We start from the raw sequence: 19,139 nt of genomic DNA, 5'->3' as shown, positions 1-19,139 counted from the left end.
TCGTTGTGGCTTTCTGGCCGTCAACTGGCTGCTGGCCAGCGCATATTCCATTCCGTTGAAGTCGAAACTTTCAGTAGTCGTGTCGAAAGCGTTGACAGCCTGTCGTGAGCGGGCCAACACTGGCGCCGTCGACACGTCGGAACGGCCGTGCACCTCACCCCCACACACCCCACCCATCAGCAGGACGGATCACCCTCGTGAACTCACCCCACCCCAAGAGCCGCAGCAGCAGCCGCCTCTGGCGGATCGTCAGCAAGGCGCGCCTGGTCCTCGTGGCGCTCGCCGCCGTGCTGCTCCTGCCCGGCACCGCCGATGCCGCGACCATCACCTCGAACCAGACCGGCAGTGACGGCGGGTACTTCTACTCGTTCTGGACCGAAGGCTCGGGCGCGGCCTCCATGTCGCTCAACGGCGGCGGCAACTACAGCACCTCGTGGACCAACGCGGGCAACTTCGTGGCCGGCAAGGGCTGGAGCACCGGCTCGCGGAACCCGGTGACGTACTCGGGCAGCTGGAGCACCAACGGCAACGCCTACCTGTCGCTGTACGGCTGGAGCACCAACCCGCTGGTCGAGTACTACGTGGTCGAGAACTACGGGTCCTACAAGCCCACCGGCACGTACAAGGGCACCGTCACCAGTGACGGCGGGACGTACGACATCTACGAGACGACCCGCTACAACGCCCCGTCCATCGAGGGCAACAAGACCTTCAACCAGTACTGGAGCGTCCGCCAGTCCAAGCGGACCGGCGGCACCATCACCGTCGCCAACCACTTCGACGCGTGGGCCCGGTACGGCATGAACCTCGGCAGCATGAACTACGAGATCCTGGCCACCGAGGGCTACCAGAGCAGCGGCAGCTCCAACCTGACCCTGGGCTCCACCGGCGGTGGCGGCACTGGTGGCGGCGGCACCGGCGGGAGCTGCACCGCGACGCTGTCCGCCGGCGACTCGTGGAGCGACCGCTACAACCTGAACGTCGCGGTCAGCGGCTCCAGCACCTGGAAGGTCACCGTCAAGGTCCCCTCCCCGGAGAAGGTCGGCGCCACCTGGAACGTCAACGCCAGCTACCCCGACGCCCAGACGCTCGTCGCCACCCCCAACGGCGCGGGCAACAACTGGGGCATGACCATCATGAAGAACGGCAGCACCACCTGGCCGACCGTCACCTGCAGCCCGAGCTGACACCCCGCCGACCCACGGCGGCCCCCGGGCCAGGTGTGCACGCACCGGCCCGCGGGGCCGCCGTGCCGTCCCCGACCCCCTGAACCGAGACCCCGCCCGGCCGGCGCCTCCGGGCGGGGTCCCGACGTCGCGTGGCGGTGGCGGGATCTTGGCGGTCGTAGGCGGTCACGCCACTCGTGGGCGTGCGGGCGGGGCGCGGAGAATGGCGGGGTCGAGGCCGGTCGGGGCAGTCGGGACGAGCCCGCCGGACAGTCCGTTGTCGCCACGAGGGGGATCTCCCATGTCTGTTGTCGCTTCCGTCGAGATCGCCAGTGCCGTGCTGAGCGTTCCCGCCGCCGCGCCGGCCGTCGCTGCCGCGCACTACGCCGCCCGGCTCGCCTTCGAGGCGGACGTGTCGGACGTCCACGCCGATCTGACGTCCGGTGCGCCCGGGATCGTGGTGGTGGACACCCGCAGCAAGGCCGCCTGGGACCAGGGGCGGATCCCCGGGTCGGTGCACCTGCCGACCGCGCGGATCGCCGAGCTGGCACCGGAGTCGATCGCCCCGGGGCAGACCGTGGTCACCTACTGCTGGGGGCCGGGCTGCAACGGCGCCACCCGGGCGGCGCTGGCGTTCGCTCGGCTCGGGTACCCGGTGAAGGAGATGCTGGGCGGCTTCGAGTACTGGGTGCGGGAGGGGTTCGCGTACGACACCGCCGCCGGGGTCGAGCAGCGTCCCGTCGACGACCTGACCGCGCCGCGGTCGGGGATCTCCTGCGCGTGCTGAGCGGCGGCCGCTACCGGTGGGCGGGGGCGGCCGGGCCGAACGGCCAGGACTCGACGTCGCGGTAGTGGATCGGGCCCGGGCCGCGGCCGATGTTGCTGCCGACCAGGTGGAGGCGTGCGGTCGGCCACGGTCGGCCCGCGAACGCGGCGAGGTCGGCGGCACCGCCCGGCACGCTGACCAGGTCGTCGCGGCGGGCCCGGGCCAGCGTGAGGTGGGGGTACAGCGGGCGGTCCCGGAACCCGATGCCGCAGGACCTGACCACCTCGCGCACGTCGTCGGCGAGCCGGTGCAGGCCGTCGAGGTCTCCGGCGACGCCGCTCCAGAGCAGCCGGTGGTCGAAGTGGCCGCCGCCGCGCAGGGCGAGTTCCAGGGCGGGGCGGGCTCCGGCCGTGCCGGCGAGCGCGGACTGCAGCAACGGCACCGCGGTGGTGGGCAGTTCGCCGAGGAAGGCCAGTGTGATGTGCCAGTCCTCGATCCGGTTCCAGCGCAGCCGCGGGTACCGGGCACTGGCCGGCCGCAGGGCACGGGCCAGCTCGTCCTTGGCGTCGTCGGGCGGGGCCAGCGCCACGAAGACGCGCCGGGTCGGGGGCTCGGGTCGATCGTCCACCAGGGATTTCTAGCACCCTGCCGCCGCCGCGGGCACGCGGTGAACGGCTGCGGCCCCGGCCGTTCGGAGGGGGAAGCTCCGAGCGGCCGGGACCGGGGTGTGCCGGGGCGGCGGTCCGTCAGCCGTTGCTGATGGTGAAAGTGGTGCCGGGCTGGCGGACGATGTCGCCGGTCGCGGAGTTGGTGATGTGCACGTCGGTGAGGACGGCGCTGCCGCGGGCGCCGGACATCGCCAGGATGCCCGCGCCGTTGTTGGACTTGTCGACCGTCACGTTGGTGATCTTCACGTCGGGGACGGTCCCGCCGCCGGTCTTGAACTGGATGCCGTCGTAGGTGCTGTCGTGGATCTCGGTGTCGCGGATGACGACGCCGGGGATGTCCAGGTTGGCGGCGAACAGGGTGAGCGCGCCGAACTGCTGGGCCTCGTTCCAGAACGCGCCGCCGCTGCGGTAGATCGCGTTGTTGGCGATCAGGGTCTGGCCGGAGAAGGGCAGCGGGTCGTGGTCGGTGGCGAGCATGATGCCGGGGTAGTTGGCGGTGTCGTGGACCAGGTTGTTCTCGATCTTGTTGCCGTAGCCGCCGTAGACGGCGATGCCGGTGGCCCGCCAGGGGAGTTGGACGGTGTTGTTGGTGAAGCTGTTGTCGTGGCCGATGTCGACCGAGGTGTTCTTGACGTACTTGTTGGCCCAGACGGCCATCGCGTCGTCGCCGGTGGTGCGGAAGGTGGAGTTGAACACCTTGGAGTTGCGGGTGCCGTTGGAGAAGTTGACGCCGTCGGCGTAGGTGTCGCGGATCCGCATGCCGGTGAGCTGCAGCCCGTCGGCGGGGTTCCACAGGTCGGGGATGTTGTCGTAGTCGCGGCCGACCCAGACGCCGACGTTGGAGTGCTCGATCCAGACGTTGTCGATCTTCGTGTTCCTGCCGAACCGGCCGTTCAGTGCGACCCCGCCCTCGGAGCCGTCGGAGGCGCCGCGGATCCGGCCGGAGCCGAAGATGGCGATGTCGGAGATCTGCGTGTTGTCGTCGATGTCGAAGCCGAAGTTGCCCTCGTGCGGGTGGTTGATGCTGCCGGTGGCGTTCTGCGGCTCGACGGTGGAGTACAGCTGCGAGTGCCACATGCCCGCGCCGCGGACGGTCACGTCGCGGATGCCGACCTGGTTGTACGCGCCGCGGTTGAGCGGGTCGTCGGTGAGGATCTTCTTCTCCTGCCGCCACTGGCCGGCCGGGATCCACACGCAGGAGATGGTGCCGTTCTGATCGGCCGTCACGGCGGCCTGGATCGCCGCGGTGTCGTCCAGCCCGTCGTTCGGGACCGCGCCGAAGTCGGTGATCGAGGTGCACTCGGCGGGCTTGGCGGTGGGCGGGGCGACCTGCTCCAGGTCGATCAGGTCGATGGCGTAGAACGAGGCGGTGTCCCCGGCGTCGCGCTGCAGGCGGAGCTTGGTGCCGGCGGGGTAGCTCTGCGGGAGCAGCGCGTGCGCCTCGTCGAAGAGCCGGCGGGCGTCGGCCTGCGGGGTCTGGGTGAGGCCCTCGGGCTGGTCGGTGTTGCCGTACAGCCAGCTGTGCTTGGAGGACAGCGTCAGCTTCTGCACGAACTGGCCGTTGGCGTAGAGGCTGAGAGTGGCGTCGATGCCGCCGCCGCCGGACGCGTCGGGGATGGAGTTGCGGACCACGATGGAGTTGGTCGGCACGGTCGAGGTGATCTCGACGTACTGGCCGGTGCCGGTGAGCTTGACGGACTTCCGCCCGGAGGACTCGGCGGCGAAGTCGGTGTGGCCGAAGGTGCGCAGTGCGTCGGCCTGCAGCAACTCGCCCTGGTAGCTGCCGTCCTCGGCCTCGTAGGAGGTGTAGGGCGCGGCGGCGCCGCGGCCGACCACGATCGGCTTGGCGAGGGTGTTGTTGTTCTCGTTGGTCTCCTGCGCGGTGTTGGTGGCGTCGGCGGTGACGGTGACGGTCGCGCCGCCGGCGACGGCCGTCCAGCTGCCGGTGACGGGCAGGGTGACGGTCGCTCCGGCGGGGATCGCCGGGGTGGCGGTGTTCAGGGTGGCGGCGCCGACCGTCAGGCGGGTGACGCCGGCCGGCGCCGGGTCGATGCCGCGGTTGCGGAGCTGGACGCTGAACGAGGTGGCCGCGCCGGCCGCCGGGCTGGCCGGGTTCGGGGTGACGTCCAGCACCTGGAGGTCGGGGCCGGGGGCCTGGCTGACGGTGATCGCGGAGCTCGCGGCCAGCAGGTTGTTGTCCTCGTTGCGCTCGTGGACGGAGTTGTCGGCGTCCACCCGGGCGCTGGGCAGGTAGCTGCCCTGCGGGCGGGTGCCGATGCCCTTGGAGACGGTCACCGACTCGCCGCCGGCCAGGGCCGGGACGGCGACGCTGTCGGCGAGCGCGCCGCCGAGCAGGAAGTCGACGCTGTCGGCGGGCGAGGGCAGGGTGCCGATGTTCTTCACCGTGGCGCGCAGGGTGAGTGCGGTGGTCTCGTTCGGGGACGCCGGTGACCACGAGACGTCGGTGACCGTCAGGTCGGGGTTGGGCGCGGGGGTGCCGATCACCTCCAGTTCGGCGACCTGTCCGCCGGGCGCGCCGGTGTTGGAGGCGAACTTCAGCTGCAGGTCGGCGACCCGGTCGGTGACCGGGATGCTCACCGTGTTGGCGCCGCTCGCCGGGTCGAAGCGGTAGTCGGCGGCGGCCTTCAGGCTGCTGAAGCCGGTGGCGCCGTCGGCCCGCCCGAGGACCTGGATGTTCTGGGTGCGCGCGCCCCACGCCGGGTCGGGGTTGAGTCTCACCACGACGCGCTGCAGGTCGGCGTCGGCGCCCAGCTTGACGGTCAGGGTGTTCGGGAACGCGCCCGAGTTGCCCTCCCAGTAGGTGGCCGTGCTGCCGTCGTTGGCGTTGGCCGGGGCGAAGGTCCAGGCCTGCCCGGACGCCTCGACCGGCTTGCCCGCCGCCAGGTTGCTGCCGGGGGCGCCGGGATCGCCGGTCCTGGTGACCGCGTTGCTCGGGTCGGACAGGTTGCCGGCCGCGTCCTTGGCCCGGACCGTGTAGGTGACGGTCGCCGAGGCTGGCTGGCTGTCCGTCCAGGTGCGCACGGTGCCGGCCGTGCTCGCCTTCAACTGCCCGTCGGCGTAAACCTGGTAGCCGGTGACGCCGACGTTGTCGGTGGCGGCGTCCCAGCTCAGCGCGATCTGCCCGGCGGTGGGCTCGGTGAGCGCCAGGCGGCCCGGCGCGGTCGGCTTGACGGTGTCGCCCGGGTCCTCGCCGGTGCGGGTCACCGGGGCGCTCGGGTTGGACCGGTTGCCCGCCGCGTCCTTGGCCCGCACGGTGTACGTGACGGTCTCGCTCGCCGGGCGGGTGTCCGTCCAGGTCAGCACGTCCCCGCCCACCGAGGCCGCCAACTGCCCGTTGGCGTAGACCTCGTAGCCGGTCACCCCGGTGTTGTCGGTGGCCGCGCCCCAGGCGAGCCTGATCCTCCCGGGCTCCGGCTGGCTGTACGTCAGGTTCGGCGGGGCGGTCGGCGCCTGGGTGTCGCCGCCGGCCGGGCCGTACGCCTCGAACTCGGACAACTGGGCAGCGGGCCAGGCCGAGTTGGCGGTGAACAGCAGCCGCACCCAGCGGGTGGTGGCGGTGGGCAGCGAGACGGTGACCAGGTTCCCGGCCGCCGGGTCGAAGCTGTAGGCGGCCGCGGCCAGCAGATCGGTGAAGGTGGTGCCGTCGGTGGAGCCCTGCACCTTCAGGGTCTGGCTGCGCTGCTCCCAGCCCGCGGGCAGCTTCAGCACCAGCTTGTTGACCGGGACGGCGGAGCCCAGGTCGCCCTGGATCCACTGCGGGAAGGCGTTGTTGGCGCTCTCCCAGTAGCTGGCCTGGTTGCCGTCGCCGACGTTGCCGGGGCCGTAGTTCTGCGAGGTGCCGCCGGCGGTGAAGGTGCGGCCGGCGAGCAGGTTCGCCGAGGCGGCGGAGGCGCCGTAGACCTCGAACTCGGAGAACTGGGCGGCGGGCCAGGCGCTGTTGGCGGAGACCTGGACCCGCACCCAGCGGGCGGCAGCGGCCGGGAAGCCGATCCGGACGGTGTTGCCGGTGGCCGGGTCGAAGGCGTACCCGGCGGACGCGGCCAGGGTGGCGAAGGTGCTGCCGTCGGTGGACCCGAGCACGGTCAGCGTCTCGTTGCGGCTGCCCCAGCCGGTGGGCAGCTTCAGGGCCACCTGGTCGATCGTGGCGGTGCCGCCCAGGTCCACCTGGACCCACTGGGGGAGCGCGTTGTTGCTGCTCTCCCAGTAGCTGGCCTGGTTGCCGTCGTTGATGTTGCCGGCCGTGTACTGGCCGTTGGCGCTGCTCGCGGTCACCGGCTTTCCGGCCGCGAGGTTGGGCCCGCCGGCCGCGTGGGCGGGCAGCAGCGGGCCGGCGAACAGGAGCATTCCCACCGTGACCGACGTCGCCGTCAGCCGGGGGAGCAGGCGCTTGGATCTCATGACTTCCCTCTGTCGCTGGATGGGTGGGGGGAGTGGGAGTCGAGAAAATGACGGCTCTATGTTCATTTTTTGCGTGAGGGCACCCAAGAGTTGCAGAGGCATGTCGAGAGTGTCAACGGATCGCAAAGACTCGCCGAATCCGCGCCGGGGGGCGTGCGGCGCCCGCCCAACGCTCCGTCAAGTCCCGTACCCGGGAGGTTCGGTGTGGAGCGCGTGCCGTCCGAGCAGCCAGAATGCTGGCAGTGCGGGTGGTCGGCCCCAGGCCCGGTCCCCGCCCGGATCCGGAAGGACGGGTGATGGCGAACGCTTCCCCCGACAACCTCGGCACCGTCGTCGGCCGGCTCACCCAGGAGCTGGCCGCGCTGGCCCGGCAGCAGGGCGACACGCTGCGCCAACTCCTCGACGACGCCGGCCGCCGGGCCGGGCAGGACCTCGACCAGGTGAAACAGCTGCCGGACGACGCCCGCCGGCGGCTGAAGGAGCTGGTCGACCCGCCCGACTGGTGGTCGATCCTGCTGTTCGCGCTCCGACGCGGCCGCGAGAAGCCCCCGGCCCGCGGCGCGGCGTCCTCCGGCCTGCGCTTCGACGCCGCCTCGCCCGACCCGTCCAGATCAGGGGTCCGGCCCCGCTCCCGTGCCCCGTCCAGCTCGTCCCTGTGGAGGAGCGGCGCCGTTGCCGCTCCGATTCGCGGTCGCCCTGACCAACGACACCTGTTCAACCCCGGCGGCAGTCACCGCCGCCCCGACTCGCCCGCCGGCGCCGACGACCTGACCGGGCTGCTGTTCGGACGGCGTGCACCTTCGGCAACCGCGAGTGCGCGCCGAACGGCATCGGCCCGGCCGACCACTGCCCGCCGCCGGAGCTCGGCAGCAGCGGCTGCGTCATCCACCAGGACCGGTCGGCCCCGCCGGGACCTGAACCGCGGTCAGGGGCGCGGCAGCCCGTCCACCCGGGCGAACTCGTAGCCCCGCCCGAGCAGTCCCTCGATCACCCCGGGCAGCGCCTCGGCGGTCTGCGAACGGTCGCCGCCGCCGTCGTGCATAAGGATCAGCGCGCCGGGCCGGGCCTGCTCCAGGACGGCGCGGGTGATCGCCTGCGCGCCGGGCAGCGCCCAGTCGGACGGCTCGACGTCCCAGAGCACCACGGTGGTGTCCAACTCGTTCAGCCAGGACAGCACTTCGGGGGTCCGGCCGCCGTACGGCGGACGGAACATCCGCGGGCCGTCGCCGCCGACGGCCGCGGCGATCGCCTCGTCGGTGCGCTCCAGTTGGGCGACCAGCTCGCCCCGGGACAGGTCCGGCAGGTACGGGTGCGACCAGGTGTGGTTGGCGATCTGGTGCCCGGCGGCGGCCATCCGCTCCAGCTCGGCGCGGTGCGCCAGCGCGTGCAGGCCCACGCAGAAGAAGGTGGCGGGCACCCCGTACCGGTCCAGCACGTCCAGGATCCGCCCGGTGTACGGCGGGTTCGGCCCGTCGTCGAAGGTCAGCGCGACCACCGGCCGCTCGCACGGGTCGGCCCACAGGCAGCGCCCGGCCCGCCGCATCAGCTCCAGCTCGTCCACGCTGGCCTCGATGTCCGCGACCATCTCCGCCGACCGCCCGGCGAGCGTCCCGGTGTCCACCCCCAGCCGGACCACCGACCCGAGGTCGCGGACGGCCGCCGCCGCCAGGTCGGCCGCCGGCACCGACCCGAACGCGGGCCGGGCCGGCAGCACCCACGGGTCCGCCCGGTACATCGCCAGGCCGGCCCGGCACAGCGCCCCGTCCACCATCCCGTTGGTCGAGTCGATCACTGTCACCAGGCTCTCCCCGGCCCGGGCGAACTCCCGTTGCAGGCCCAGCAGATGCTCGGTCACCGCCCGCACCCGCCCCGCCGCGAACCGCGCCCCGGGCGCCGCCGGGCGGCCCGCCTCGTCCAGCACCGCCACCTCGTACCCCGAGCCCGTCCAGGCCACCCCCGAATAGCGCACCGCGCAGCCCTCCCGGCCGGTCGCGGCCGGGTGACCGCGGGAACGGCCACGAAGCCTTCCGAAACGATCACCGACCGTCAATGCCTGCCTGCTTAAACGCAGCTGACGCTCCGTCACGTTCCGGCAACGGGGCGGCGGGGGCAGGATCCGGCGGACGCCGGTGTCCGGTCAGTGCTCCAGGTCGACGCGCATGGCGGCGAACAGCTTGGCGGCGTCGGCCGGGGCGGTGGCGGGGAACAGGGCGACGGCGGCGGTGGAGGTGTCGACCCAGCCGCAGAGGGCGTCGGGGCCGAGCGGGAAGCACTCGAGGTTGCCGCCGAGCGGGCCGGCCGCGTACGGGGTGGAGGTGCCGGGGGCTCCGGTGGCGCCCTCGCCGAGGGCGTAGTCGACCAGGCCGCGCCAGAGGTGCTCACGACGCTTGCTCGGGTCCTCCGGGACGTTGTCGACGCCCGCGAACAGCACCGGCCGGGCGGAGCCGGTGCGCGCGTAGTTGGCCTCGACCAGGTGCATGCCGTCGCGCATCTCGCCCGGGTCCACCGGCACGTCGGACAGCTGCTGGTCGCCGGTGGCCCGCTTGAGCCCGCCGGCGGTCGGGGCCTCGGTGAGGGTGCGCCCGGCCCCGGCGGCGGGCGAAGCGGCGGCGGTGGAGGAGGGTGCGGCGATCGGGGCGGGGGTGGAGGCCGCCGCCGAGGAGACCGCGGCGTCGTCGGCCGTCCCCTCGGGGTCGCAGGCGGCGAGCGCCAGCGTCGCGGCGAGCGCGGCGGAGGCGAACAGGGCACGGGCGGTCAAGGACTGACGGCTGCTCACGGCGTGATTCCCCTTGGAGGTGCGTGGTGTGGTGGGGTGGTACGGGGCAGGACGCTATCGGCCACGGGCCACCGCCGAGGGAGCGGATTCGCCGATTCCGAACCGCATCGGAACCGGACGGTGACACAGCGTCCGCCGCCGTGACAGCCCTGTCGCACACCGGGGGAAAACCGCTTGGCGCGCCGGCCCGCCGGAGCGATGATCGGGCGGGCGTTCGCGGCCCCGGACCCCCGGCCCGAACCCCTGGCCCGACCCCCTGATCCGGAGGACACTGCGTGCATTCCGACCTCGCCAAGGCGCGGGACCTGCTCGAAGCCGGCGACCCGCAGGGCGCAGCCCGCCAACTGCGCTCCGTCGCGGAGGACCTGACGGCGGGTGAACTCGCGCCGTTGGTCCGGCAGCTGGCCGAGGCGGTGGGGATCGACGACCTGGCCGGGGCCGCCGCCGGCCTGGCGGCCGCCCCGACCGACCCGGGCGCGCTGTACGGGTACGGGTACGCCTGCATCGAGCACGGCCTGTCCGCCCTCGCCGTCCCGGCGCTGCGGGCCGCGCTGGCCGGCGGGGGCGCGCCGCCCGGGCGCCGCCGGTTCGGCAGGGCCCGGCGGGCGGCCGTCGACCCGCGCCAGGTGCTGGTCGAGCTGGCGGTGGCGCTGGAGGACGGCGAGCGGCACGCCGAGGCCGTCGCGGTGCTGCAGGAGCACCGCGAGCTGACCGCGGACTGGCCGGACCGCTACCTGCTGGTGCACAACGCCCTGATGGCCGGCCGCCTCGACCTGGCCCGGGAGACCTTCGGGCGGCTCGCCGCGCCCGGCGACACCTGGCAGCCCGCCGCCGACCGGATCCGCCGCACCCTGGCCCGGGCCGCCGCCGTCCCGCCGACCGGCGACACCGATCTGCGCGGCTGGCACTACACCCTGACCGGCGGCCTGCTGGCGACCTACGCCGGCTACGGCTGGGACGCCGGGATGACCGGCCGCTGGGCGTACCTGCAGGACAGCTACCAGAACTGCCGGGTCGGCCTGGAGCGGCTGCGCACCGTGCTGGCCGCCACCGGCCGCACGCCCGCGGCGGTGGCGCTGCTCCCCGACCGGGGCAGCGAGGCGCTGGGCCTGGCCGCGGCGGCCCTGCTCGGCCTGCCCGCCGCCCCGTACCGCCCGGGTGCGCCGGACACGCTGGTGGTGGCGTACGACCTGAACGGGTGCGACCCGCAGGCGCTGCGGGCGCTGCACGAGCGGGCGCCCGGCGAGGTGCTGTACGAGCACGCCACCTGCTGGACGGACACCCCGGCGGTGTCGGCGGACGTCTCCGGCCTGCTGGTGCAGCGGGTGGTCGCCCCGTGGGAGCCGCGTCTGCGCTTCGACCCGGAGGGCGGCGCGAGCGAGGAGCCCGCTGACGGCCGCCCGGCGGCCGAGCTGGCGGAGGAGATCCGGACGGCCGCCGCCGAGCCGGACGAGGGCGACGGGGCGACCCCGGCCGACCCGGACGAGGTGCTCGCGGCGTTCGCGGCCCGCGCCGCCGGGACGTGGGCGACCGGCGACCGGGACCGGATCCGCTCCGCCGGGCCGGTCCGCAGCTCGCGCTTCGCCTGACGCCCACGGGCCGGGGCCCGGAACGCGGCGTCGCCCGCCGCGCACGGTGCGTGCGCGGCGGGCGACGGGGCCTGAGGGGGCCCGCTACCTGCTGGTGCGGGATTTGCTCCAGGCCGGGGCGACGAAGGCGACCAGGGCCACGGCGAAGCCGATCTGCAGGAGGTGCCTGATCCAGTCGATGCCCCCGGTGTGGCGGACGCCGATCCAGCCGGCCACCAGGTTGCCGAGCAGGGCGCCGAGTGCACCGAGCAGCATGGTCAGCCACCACGGGATGGCCTGCGGCCCGCGCAGGATCAGCTTGGCGATCACACCCAGGACGAAGCCGATCAGCAGAATCCAGAGGAGTTGGAACATCGAATCCCAGCCTTTCCGGTCGGACGCCTGCCGGCCGTCAGCGGTGAACCGAACAGGGGGCCGCCGGGAAGGCGGTCCGCACCTGCCATGATCGCGCGCCCGGCCCGCCCGGGCATCTCGGCGAACCACCGATCCCGGGGTTTGCAGGGCCGGGACCTGGGGTAGCGGGGGCCGGGTGATTGCGAACCGACGCAGTGTGATGGGATAACCGACCTGAACGGATGTCAGGTCCTACGGGGGAGCAGACACAGAATGGCAGCGGGTTTCGGCGTCGAACTGGGCGAACTGGCGAAGATCCAGCGGGACTTCCAGCAGATCCAGCAGCGGATGGGTGAACTCAACAAGCAGACCGGCCAGATCAAGTCGGCGATGGCCAGGGCGGTCGCCACCGACGTCACGGCCGGCCTGCTCGGCAACGTCCTCGGGGCCGGCCTGGTGATCGAGCAGGTGCGCGAGCGGGTCGGCGCGATCACCGAGCGGATGGCGGCGCTGGAGGCCACCAAGAAGCAGCTCACCGAGAACCTCGCGGAGGACGCGAAGAAGCTCGGCAGCGTGCTGAAGCAGTACCAGGAAGCCGAGAAGCGCGCCCACGAGGGCGTCGACAAGCCGGGCAAGGGCACGCACCCGGGCCGGCCGAAGAGCCCGAACCAGCCGGGCCAGCACAAGCCGGGCGGCGGGCAGGGCGGCCACCACGGCGGTACCCACCCGAGCCAGCCGAAGAGCCCGAACCAGCCCGGCGGGCACCACGGCAACGACCCGAAGACCGAGATCTCCACCGCCGGCAAGATCGCCACCGGCGACGTCACCTACGGCGGCAAGGGCAAGTTCGGCAGCGGCGAGGCGGCCTGCCGCGACTACATCGCCAAGGCGCTGGACGCGATGGGCGTCACCGACCCGGCGGCCCGCGAGGCCTGGACCAAGGGCATGCTGACCATCGCCAAGCGCGAGTCCTCGTACAACGCGCCGACCTCGCAGGTGAACCTCTGGGACACCAACGCGCACGGTGCGAAGCAGGCCGACGGCGCGCCGCTGAACAGCTCGCGCGGCGGCTGGCAGACCATCCCCAGCACCTTCGCGGCGTACCACGTCAAGGGCACCTCGACGGACATCTACGACCCGGTGGCGAACGTCGCGGCCTCCATGAACTACATCCGCAGCCGCTACCACGTCTCGCCGGACGGCCACGACCTGGCGTCCAAGGTGCAGCAGGCCGACCCGAACCGCTCGCCGCGCGGCTACTGACGCCCCGCCACCGCCTTCCGTCCCCCGAGGACCGGTCCGCCGCGTGCGGGCCGGTCCTCCGGCGTTCTTGGGCAGAGCTTTGCCCGCCGCCCCCTCGACGAAAAGCTCTCACTCAGAGCTAAAATCGGAGGTGTGAGCGAACATGAGCAGCCGGACCCCGGCGGGCCGGACGCCGAGGAGTTCTCGGCGCTGCTGGTCGGCATCCAGCGGCTGATCCGCCGTCAACTGCGGGCCGGACTGGAGCAGCCGCGGCTGCGCGGCGCCCAGGTCGAGCTGCTGCGGCTGGTCGCGGACAGCCCCGGCCTGCGGGTGTCGGACGCCGCGGCGGAGCTGTTCCTGGCCGGCAACTCGGTCTCCACCCTGGTCAACCAGCTGGTCGGGCAGGGCCTGCTGCGCCGCGAGACCGACCCGGCGGACCGCCGGGCCGCGCTGCTGTACGTCACCGAGGAGGCCGTCGAGCGGCTCGCCGCCTGGCGGGCCCGGCGCACCGCCCTGGTCGGCGAGGTGGCGGCCGAACTGCCGCCGGCGCAGCGGGCGGCGCTGGTCGCGGCGCTGCCCGCGCTGCGCGCGGTCGCGGCGGGGCTGCGGGCCAGGGCGGGCGGCGATGCGAGCGCGGAGGCCGGTGAAGGGAGCGTGGCGTCATGAGCGGGGAGCGGCAGAGCGCCGTCGACTGCCGGGGGTTGACGTACACCTTCCACCGCGGCCGGGGGAAGGCGCAGGCCGCCCGGGCGGTGGACGGGGTCGACCTGGTGGTGCGGGCCGGCGAGGTGTTCGGGCTGCTCGGGCCGAACGGCGCGGGCAAGACCACCACGATCCGGGCGATCACCACGCTGCTGCCGACGGCGCGCGGCATGGTGCGGGTGTTCGGCCACGACTGCGCCGCCGAACGCGGCGAGGTGCGCCGCCTGCTCGGCTACGTGCCGCAGCAGCTGTCCGCGGACGCCGGTCTGACCGGCCGGGAGAACGTGGCGCTGTTCGCCCGGGTCTTCGACGTGCCCCGGGCGGAGCGGGCCGAGCGGGTCGCCCAGGCGCTGGCCGCGGTCGACCTGACCGAGGCCGCCGACCGGATGGCCGGCACCTACTCCGGCGGCATGGTCCGCCGCCTGGAGCTGGCCCAGGCACTGGTCAGCGCACCCCGGCTGCTGGTGCTGGACGAGCCGACCATCGGCCTGGACCCGATCGCCCGGGCAGGCGTGTGGGAACGGGTGGAGGCGGTGCGCCGCGCCACCGGCATGACGGTGCTGGTCACCACCCACTACATGGACGAGGCGGACCGGCACTGCGACCGGATCGCCCTGATGGACCGGGGCCGGATCCGCGCCCTCGGCACCCCGGAGGAGCTGAAGGCACAGGTGCGGGCCGAGGACCCGGCCCAGCCGGAGCCGACCCTGGACGACGTGTTCCGGCACTTCTCCGGCCGCGCGCTGAGCAACGACACCGGGGAAGGAGACTTCGGAGATGTCCGCCGCACCCGCCGCACCGCACGCCGCGTCGGCTGAACAGGGGCCCGTCGGGCCGGAGTTGGGACTGCTGCTGGTGCCGCCGCGGGCCCGCACCGGCTGGCGGGTGGTGCCCGCCCGGGTGCTCGCGATGTGCACCGTCGAACTGCAGAAGCTTCGGCACGACCGCACCGAGCTGTACACCAGGGCGGTGCAGCCGGCCCTCTGGCTGCTGATCTTCGGCGAGACCTTCACCCGGCTGAAGGCCATCCCGACCGGCGGCATCCCCTACCTGGACTACCTGGCGCCCGGCATCATCGCGCAGTCCGCGATGTTCATCGCGATCTTCTACGGCATCATGATCATCTGGGAGCGGGACTCCGGGGTGCTGACCAAACTGCTGGTCACCCCGACCCCGCGGGCCGCACTGGTCACCGGGAAGGCGTTCGCCGCGGGCGTCAAGGCGGTGATCCAGGCGGCCGTGGTGGTGCTGCTCGCCGCCGTGCTCGGCGTCGGCATGACCTGGAACCCGCTGCGGCTGCTCGGCGTCGCGGCGGCGGTGGTGCTCGGCTCGGCGTTCTTCGCCTGCCTGTCGATGACCATCGCGGGCATCGTGCTCACCCGCGACCGCCTGATGGGCATCGGCCAGGCCATCACCATGCCGCTGTTCTTCGGCTCCAACGCGCTGTACCCCGTCGACCTGATGCCGGGCTGGCTGCAGGCCGTCAGCCGGGCCAACCCGCTCAGCTACCAGGTCGACGCGCTGCGCGGCCTGCTCATCGGCACCCCGTCCCACTTGGCGCTGGACTTCGGCGTGCTCGCCCTGGCCACCGCCGTCGGCATCACCGCGGCCTCCGGACTGCTCGGCCGGCTGGCCCGCTGACCGGGCGGCCGAGCTGACCGGGCGTCGGAAAGGTCAGGCGTTCGCGGCGAACAGGGCGTCCAGGGCGCGGTCCACCCGGTCGCGTTCGGCCGCGCCGCCCGGCGGGACCGCCCGCAGGGTGCGGCGCACCCAGGCCGCCAGCTGGGCGGCGGGGGCCTGCAGGAAGGCGTCGCCCTCCGGGGAGCAGAGCATCAGGGTGACCGTCCGGCGGCCGTCCACCACGGCCGGCCAGATCCGCACGTCGCCCAGGCCGGTGGGGCGCAGCAGGCCCTGGACCAGCAGGTCGCGGGCGAAGAACCAGCCGATCGGCTGCGTCGAGTCGACGTGGAAGGCGACGTGAACCGCGTACGGGTCGTCGGGGGAGTAGCCGAGTCGCGCCGGGACGGGGAAGGCCTCCTCGGGCGACAGCAGCAGGTCCATCACCAGGTCGAGGCACAGCTCGGCGGGGCATTCCATCGCGGGTGTCTTTCCACTCGGCCCGGCCCGGCGGCCCCGGACTGGTACGAGCAGCAGGGTAGAGCCGCCCGGCGCACCCGCAGGGCCGTGCGACACCAACGCTGTCCGGGCGAACAGACCCGGGCCGCCCCGGTCTGTGGGCCGCGACAAAACGCTCCGCCGACCGCCTGACGGGCCGTCAACCCCCACCCGGCCCCTCACCCGGGGAACGCCCGTGCGGAGCCCGGGCGTCCGGCCGCCCCACGGCGTGCCCGGCCGGCGGCGCGCCCCCGCGCCGATCGAACGCGCCGCACCGCGCCGCCTAGGCTCGCGGCATGGGCACCGAACTCACCGCCGCGCCGGCCGACTCGGCCACGCGACTGGCCGGCCACCTGCTGGCCCGACTGCCGGCGCTCACTGCGGAAACGGTCCGCCGCATCCGCGACAGCATGAGCGTCTACCGCTCGGCCGGCCCGCTGCCCGCCGGCGACCTCACCGAGTCCGTCCGCAGCAACATCGAGTTCACCCTGCGCCGGCTCGGCCACGAGGAGGAGCTCTGCCTGGAGGCCCCGCGCCGCACCGGGCGGCTGCGCGCCGAACAGGGCGTTCCGCTGGCCACGGTGCAGTCCGCGTTCCGGATCGGCTTCGCCCACCTGTGGGAGACCATGGCCGCCGAGTCGCTGCGCCACGGCCTCGCCTCCAGCGAGGACCTGGTGCAGATGGCGACCTACGTGTGGCGGTTCAACGAGGAGTCGACCACCGCCATGATGAACGCCTTCAACGAGACCGCGGCGCTGCTGATGGTCCGCCGCGACCAGGAACGCTCCGCGCTGGTCGACGTGGTGCTGCGCGGCGGCATGGGCAACCCCGGCTCCGTGCTGGAGGCCGCCGACATGCTCACCCTGCCGTACGACGGCACCTTCGCCGTGGTCGTCGCGCACGCCCCCGGCCTGGCCCGGCAGGCCCTGCCCGACATCGAACCCACCCTGCGCGAGCACGACATGGGCTCCGCCTGGCGACTCACCCCCGACGCGCACATCGGCATCGTCTCGATGCGGGCCGCCGCCGCGATCGACCAGCTGGTCGACACCCTCCGGCAGCAGACCGTCCGGCGGGCCGGTGTCAGCCCCTGCTACACCCGCCTCGACCAGACCCCGCAGGCGCTGCACCTGGCGCAGGTCGCGCTCGCCAGCTCCGCCCGCCCCGACGAGACCGTCACCCTGTTCGACGACAACCCGCTGCCGATGCTGGTCGCCAGCGCCCCCTCCACCGCCTCCCGGATCGGCAACCAGGTGCTCGGCCCCGTGATGGAACTGCCCGACAGCCAGCGCGAACAGCTGCTCTCCACGATGGCCACCTGGTTCGCCGTCGACGGCTCCGCCGACAAGGCCGCCAAGCTGCTGTACTGCCACCCCAACACCATCCGCTACCGGCTCCGCCGGATCGAGCAGCTCTCCGGCCGCTCCTTCGAACGGCGGCTGGACTCCGCGGAGTTGTACATCGCCCTGCAGGCGGTGCTGCACCTCCCCGGCGTGGTCCGCGACCCACTGGAATGAGCCCGGCGGCCGGGCGGGACGGTCCCGGCTCCGCCGGCTCCGGGCTGGCCGGTCGGCGCCGGTTCCAGTCTCTTCGCCTGCCACCTCGGCCCCCTGGCGCTGTCCACAGCGCCCACCACCCACCTGGGTCGCGTGCAGGCGCTGCTCACCCTCGTCCCGAGCGCGGCCCTCACGGCCGCCAACCCCGCCTGGGGTGCGCTCGCCGACGCGTTCGGGCCCCGGGCCGGGCTGCTCGGCTGCGGGGTGGCGATGAGAGGAGCACGAGGTGGTGTGCTCCCGGGCACCGTGACTGGCGCATGCTGCCTGCCCCGGCGGAGCCGGTTCGGGAGGCACGTGAGTGCGGCCGCCACGATCGCGGGCAGGACTCCGTTCGCCGCCGGGCGTTCGGCGCCCGCTGCTACCCGCGGGCTTCCGGCCTCGCGGCCGAGGCAACCGCGACGGCCGCGGCCAGCGGATCACGGACCGGACGGCCGAGCAGGCGGGCCAGGTCGGGGGAGGTGCCGCCCAGGAAGCCGTGTCGGATGCCGGTGGCGATCGAGGCGAGCATCGGCGGCTGGAACGGCAGCAGCCCCGCCGTCTCGTCGAGGAGCCGGCGCCGGTACTCGCCCAGACCGATGGTGCGGTGCGGCACGCCGAGCCGGTCGGCCACCTGCGCGGCCGTGACCGGTGTGCCGACGAGCTCGTAGCTGCGCCCGCTGTGCGGTGCCGGGTCCGCCGCAACGGTTGCCGCGGCGTCGGCGAGGTCCTCGCGCGCGACCGCGGCCAGCGCACCGTCGCCGAACGCGGACTCCATCCCCTCGCCGGTCCACATCAGGAGGGCGCCGAAGAGTTCGGCGTACAGGCCGTTGCGCAGGATCGTCCACGGCACTCCGCTCGCCCGCACCAGCCGCTCGGTCGCACGGTGCGCGAGCGCGAAGCCGAGATGGTCGCCGGCACCGGTCAGGCTCGTGTAGACGACGTGGCGGACGCCGTCGCGGACGGCGGCGTCCAGGACTGCCGCGTGCCGCCCGACGACCCGGTCGTCCTCGGCGTAGCCGGCGGAGACCAGCACCAGGGTCGACACACCGGCGAGGTCGAGGCCCGGGCGGTCGTCGAAGTCGAGACGCCGCATCCCCTCGGCCGGCGTGCGGCTGCCGCCCGTCGCGACGATGCCGCGAGCACGCAGCGTGGCGAGCGTGGCCGAGCCGAGGTTTCCGTTCGCTCCGGTCACCAAGATCATGTCAGTCGCCGTCCTCCGTCGTGGTTCTCATCGGTAACTACGCTTGATCCTCGACCGCACGCTCACCGCCCACAAGGAGGCAGTTCAATGTCACTCACGCACACCGGGGTAACCACGACCCCCGCCGAACTCGCCCCCTGCGGACGCGAGGACCATCCCGACTGCGGCATCCGCGACGTCCTGGACCGCATCGGGGACAAGTGGTCGGTGCTCGTGATCGTCGAACTCGCCGGCGGGCCGCGCCGGTTCCGGGAGCTCCAACGCGGCGTCGACGGCATCTCCCAGCGCATGCTCACCCTCACGGTGCGCAGGCTCGAACGCGACGGCCTCGTGCTGCGCACCGTGTACCCGACCGTGCCCGCCCAGGTCGACTACCGTCTGACCGGGACCGGGGCCGGCCTGACCCACCTGGTCAAGGCCCTTGCCGACTGGTCCCTCGCTCACCGTGCTGTCATCGCCGAAGCGAGGCACGCGTACGACCTGGCGCACCCGGACCACGACATCCGCTGACGACAACCCCGCGCGGTGGTCAGGTGGTCGGGTGGTCCGGATGCCGACGTCGCCCTGCCGGCGTTCCCTCCGGCGTGCTGACGAGTTTCGGAAAGATCTTGCATCAGATGGCGTGGT

Annotated in this window: 17 protein-coding genes and 1 pseudogene; 10 read left to right on the top strand and 8 right to left on the bottom strand. The window is 73.4% G+C overall.

Annotated elements, in window-relative coordinates:
• Positions 1 to 245 precede the first annotated feature (245 nt).
• Together BX266_RS05880 and BX266_RS05875 are read left to right on the top strand one after the other, a co-directional pair.
• Positions 246 to 1,187 (top strand): glycoside hydrolase family 11 protein, encoded by a 942-nt coding sequence (locus BX266_RS05880; protein ID WP_259465057.1) that lies wholly within the window; start codon positions 246 to 248, stop codon positions 1,185 to 1,187.
• A gap of 280 nt (positions 1,188 to 1,467) precedes the next feature.
• The gene (locus tag BX266_RS05875; RefSeq protein WP_099897857.1) at positions 1,468 to 1,953 is read left to right on the top strand and encodes a rhodanese-like domain-containing protein; all 486 of its coding nucleotides are present in this window, start codon (positions 1,468 to 1,470) and stop codon (positions 1,951 to 1,953) included.
• 10 nt (positions 1,954 to 1,963) lie between these two features.
• Here BX266_RS05875 and thpR read toward each other — a convergent pair whose 3' ends face one another.
• From thpR to BX266_RS39750, 3 genes and pseudogenes are all read right to left on the bottom strand, one after another.
• Positions 1,964 to 2,560, bottom strand: coding sequence for an RNA 2',3'-cyclic phosphodiesterase (gene thpR / locus BX266_RS05870; RefSeq protein WP_099897856.1), 597 nt, complete (start codon positions 2,558 to 2,560; stop codon positions 1,964 to 1,966).
• A 118-nt stretch (positions 2,561 to 2,678) separates the two neighbouring features.
• Positions 2,679 to 5,564 (bottom strand): CARDB domain-containing protein, encoded by a 2,886-nt coding sequence (locus BX266_RS05865; RefSeq protein ID WP_259465056.1) that lies wholly within the window; start codon positions 5,562 to 5,564, stop codon positions 2,679 to 2,681.
• Between the two features lie 555 nt (positions 5,565 to 6,119).
• Positions 6,120 to 6,965 (bottom strand): annotated as a pseudogene (locus BX266_RS39750) (discoidin domain-containing protein); the annotation flags it as partial.
• A gap of 350 nt (positions 6,966 to 7,315) precedes the next feature.
• Between BX266_RS39750 and BX266_RS05860 the strand changes: the two are divergent.
• Positions 7,316 to 7,984, top strand: coding sequence for a hypothetical protein (locus tag BX266_RS05860; RefSeq protein WP_099897854.1), 669 nt, complete (start codon positions 7,316 to 7,318; stop codon positions 7,982 to 7,984).
• Here the strand turns inward: BX266_RS05860 and BX266_RS05855 are convergent.
• Positions 7,945 to 8,988 carry a polysaccharide deacetylase family protein gene (locus tag BX266_RS05855; RefSeq protein ID WP_099897853.1) on the bottom strand — a complete coding sequence of 348 codons (1,044 nt, stop codon included), beginning with the start codon at positions 8,986 to 8,988 and terminating at the stop codon, positions 7,945 to 7,947. The genes BX266_RS05860 and BX266_RS05855 overlap by 40 nt on opposite strands.
• Before the next feature lie 168 nt (positions 8,989 to 9,156).
• A complete protein-coding gene (locus BX266_RS38385) occupies positions 9,157 to 9,795 on the bottom strand; it encodes a hypothetical protein (protein WP_099897852.1) in 639 nt (212 codons plus the stop codon).
• A gap of 275 nt (positions 9,796 to 10,070) precedes the next feature.
• On the opposite strand from BX266_RS38385, the gene BX266_RS05840 reads away from it, so the two are divergent.
• Positions 10,071 to 11,384, top strand: coding sequence for a hypothetical protein (locus BX266_RS05840; RefSeq protein ID WP_099897851.1), 1,314 nt, complete (start codon positions 10,071 to 10,073; stop codon positions 11,382 to 11,384).
• 84 nt (positions 11,385 to 11,468) lie between these two features.
• Here the strand turns inward: BX266_RS05840 and BX266_RS05835 are convergent, their stop codons facing one another.
• Positions 11,469 to 11,738 (bottom strand): GlsB/YeaQ/YmgE family stress response membrane protein, encoded by a 270-nt coding sequence (locus BX266_RS05835; protein WP_099897850.1) that lies wholly within the window; start codon positions 11,736 to 11,738, stop codon positions 11,469 to 11,471.
• A gap of 252 nt (positions 11,739 to 11,990) precedes the next feature.
• Here BX266_RS05835 and BX266_RS39745 point away from each other — a divergent pair, with 252 nt between their 5' ends.
• The 4 genes from BX266_RS39745 (at position 11,991) to BX266_RS05815 (ending at position 15,302) form a co-directional block, all read left to right on the top strand.
• Positions 11,991 to 12,980 carry a transglycosylase SLT domain-containing protein gene (locus BX266_RS39745; protein WP_099897849.1) on the top strand — a complete coding sequence of 330 codons (990 nt, stop codon included), beginning with the start codon at positions 11,991 to 11,993 and terminating at the stop codon, positions 12,978 to 12,980.
• Between the two features lie 132 nt (positions 12,981 to 13,112).
• A complete protein-coding gene (locus BX266_RS05825) occupies positions 13,113 to 13,625 on the top strand; it encodes a MarR family winged helix-turn-helix transcriptional regulator (protein ID WP_099897848.1) in 513 nt (170 codons plus the stop codon).
• The gene (locus BX266_RS05820) at positions 13,622 to 14,479 is read left to right on the top strand and encodes an ATP-binding cassette domain-containing protein (RefSeq protein ID WP_099897847.1); all 858 of its coding nucleotides are present in this window, start codon (positions 13,622 to 13,624) and stop codon (positions 14,477 to 14,479) included. Before BX266_RS05825 ends, BX266_RS05820 begins: the two co-directional genes overlap by 4 nt.
• Complete coding sequence (locus tag BX266_RS05815; protein ID WP_099897846.1) at positions 14,439 to 15,302, top strand: ABC transporter permease; 864 nt, start codon at positions 14,439 to 14,441, stop codon at positions 15,300 to 15,302. The genes BX266_RS05820 and BX266_RS05815 overlap by 41 nt, the downstream gene beginning before the upstream one ends.
• A 33-nt stretch (positions 15,303 to 15,335) precedes the next feature.
• Here the strand turns inward: BX266_RS05815 and BX266_RS05810 are convergent, their stop codons facing one another.
• Positions 15,336 to 15,758, bottom strand: a complete 423-nt coding sequence (locus BX266_RS05810; protein ID WP_099897845.1) for an SsgA family sporulation/cell division regulator — start codon at positions 15,756 to 15,758, stop codon at positions 15,336 to 15,338.
• Positions 15,759 to 16,072: 314 nt separating this feature from the next.
• Here BX266_RS05810 and BX266_RS05805 point away from each other — a divergent pair, with 314 nt between their 5' ends.
• A complete protein-coding gene (locus BX266_RS05805; RefSeq protein ID WP_099897844.1) occupies positions 16,073 to 17,293 on the top strand; it encodes a CdaR family transcriptional regulator in 1,221 nt (406 codons plus the stop codon).
• A gap of 397 nt (positions 17,294 to 17,690) precedes the next feature.
• On the opposite strand, the gene BX266_RS05800 is transcribed toward BX266_RS05805, so the two are convergent.
• Positions 17,691 to 18,512 carry an NAD(P)H-binding protein gene (locus tag BX266_RS05800; protein WP_099897843.1) on the bottom strand — a complete coding sequence of 274 codons (822 nt, stop codon included), beginning with the start codon at positions 18,510 to 18,512 and terminating at the stop codon, positions 17,691 to 17,693.
• Between the two features lie 87 nt (positions 18,513 to 18,599).
• On the opposite strand from BX266_RS05800, the gene BX266_RS05795 reads away from it, so the two are divergent.
• Positions 18,600 to 19,022 carry a helix-turn-helix domain-containing protein gene (locus BX266_RS05795; protein ID WP_099897842.1) on the top strand — a complete coding sequence of 141 codons (423 nt, stop codon included), beginning with the start codon at positions 18,600 to 18,602 and terminating at the stop codon, positions 19,020 to 19,022.
• Positions 19,023 to 19,139 lie beyond the last annotated feature (117 nt).

This window comes from Streptomyces sp. TLI_171 (genome assembly GCF_003610255.1).
Taxonomy (GTDB): domain Bacteria; phylum Actinomycetota; class Actinomycetes; order Streptomycetales; family Streptomycetaceae; genus Kitasatospora.
Note: the sequence above shows the minus strand (reverse complement) of the source record. Positions and strands in the feature narration are given on the sequence as shown.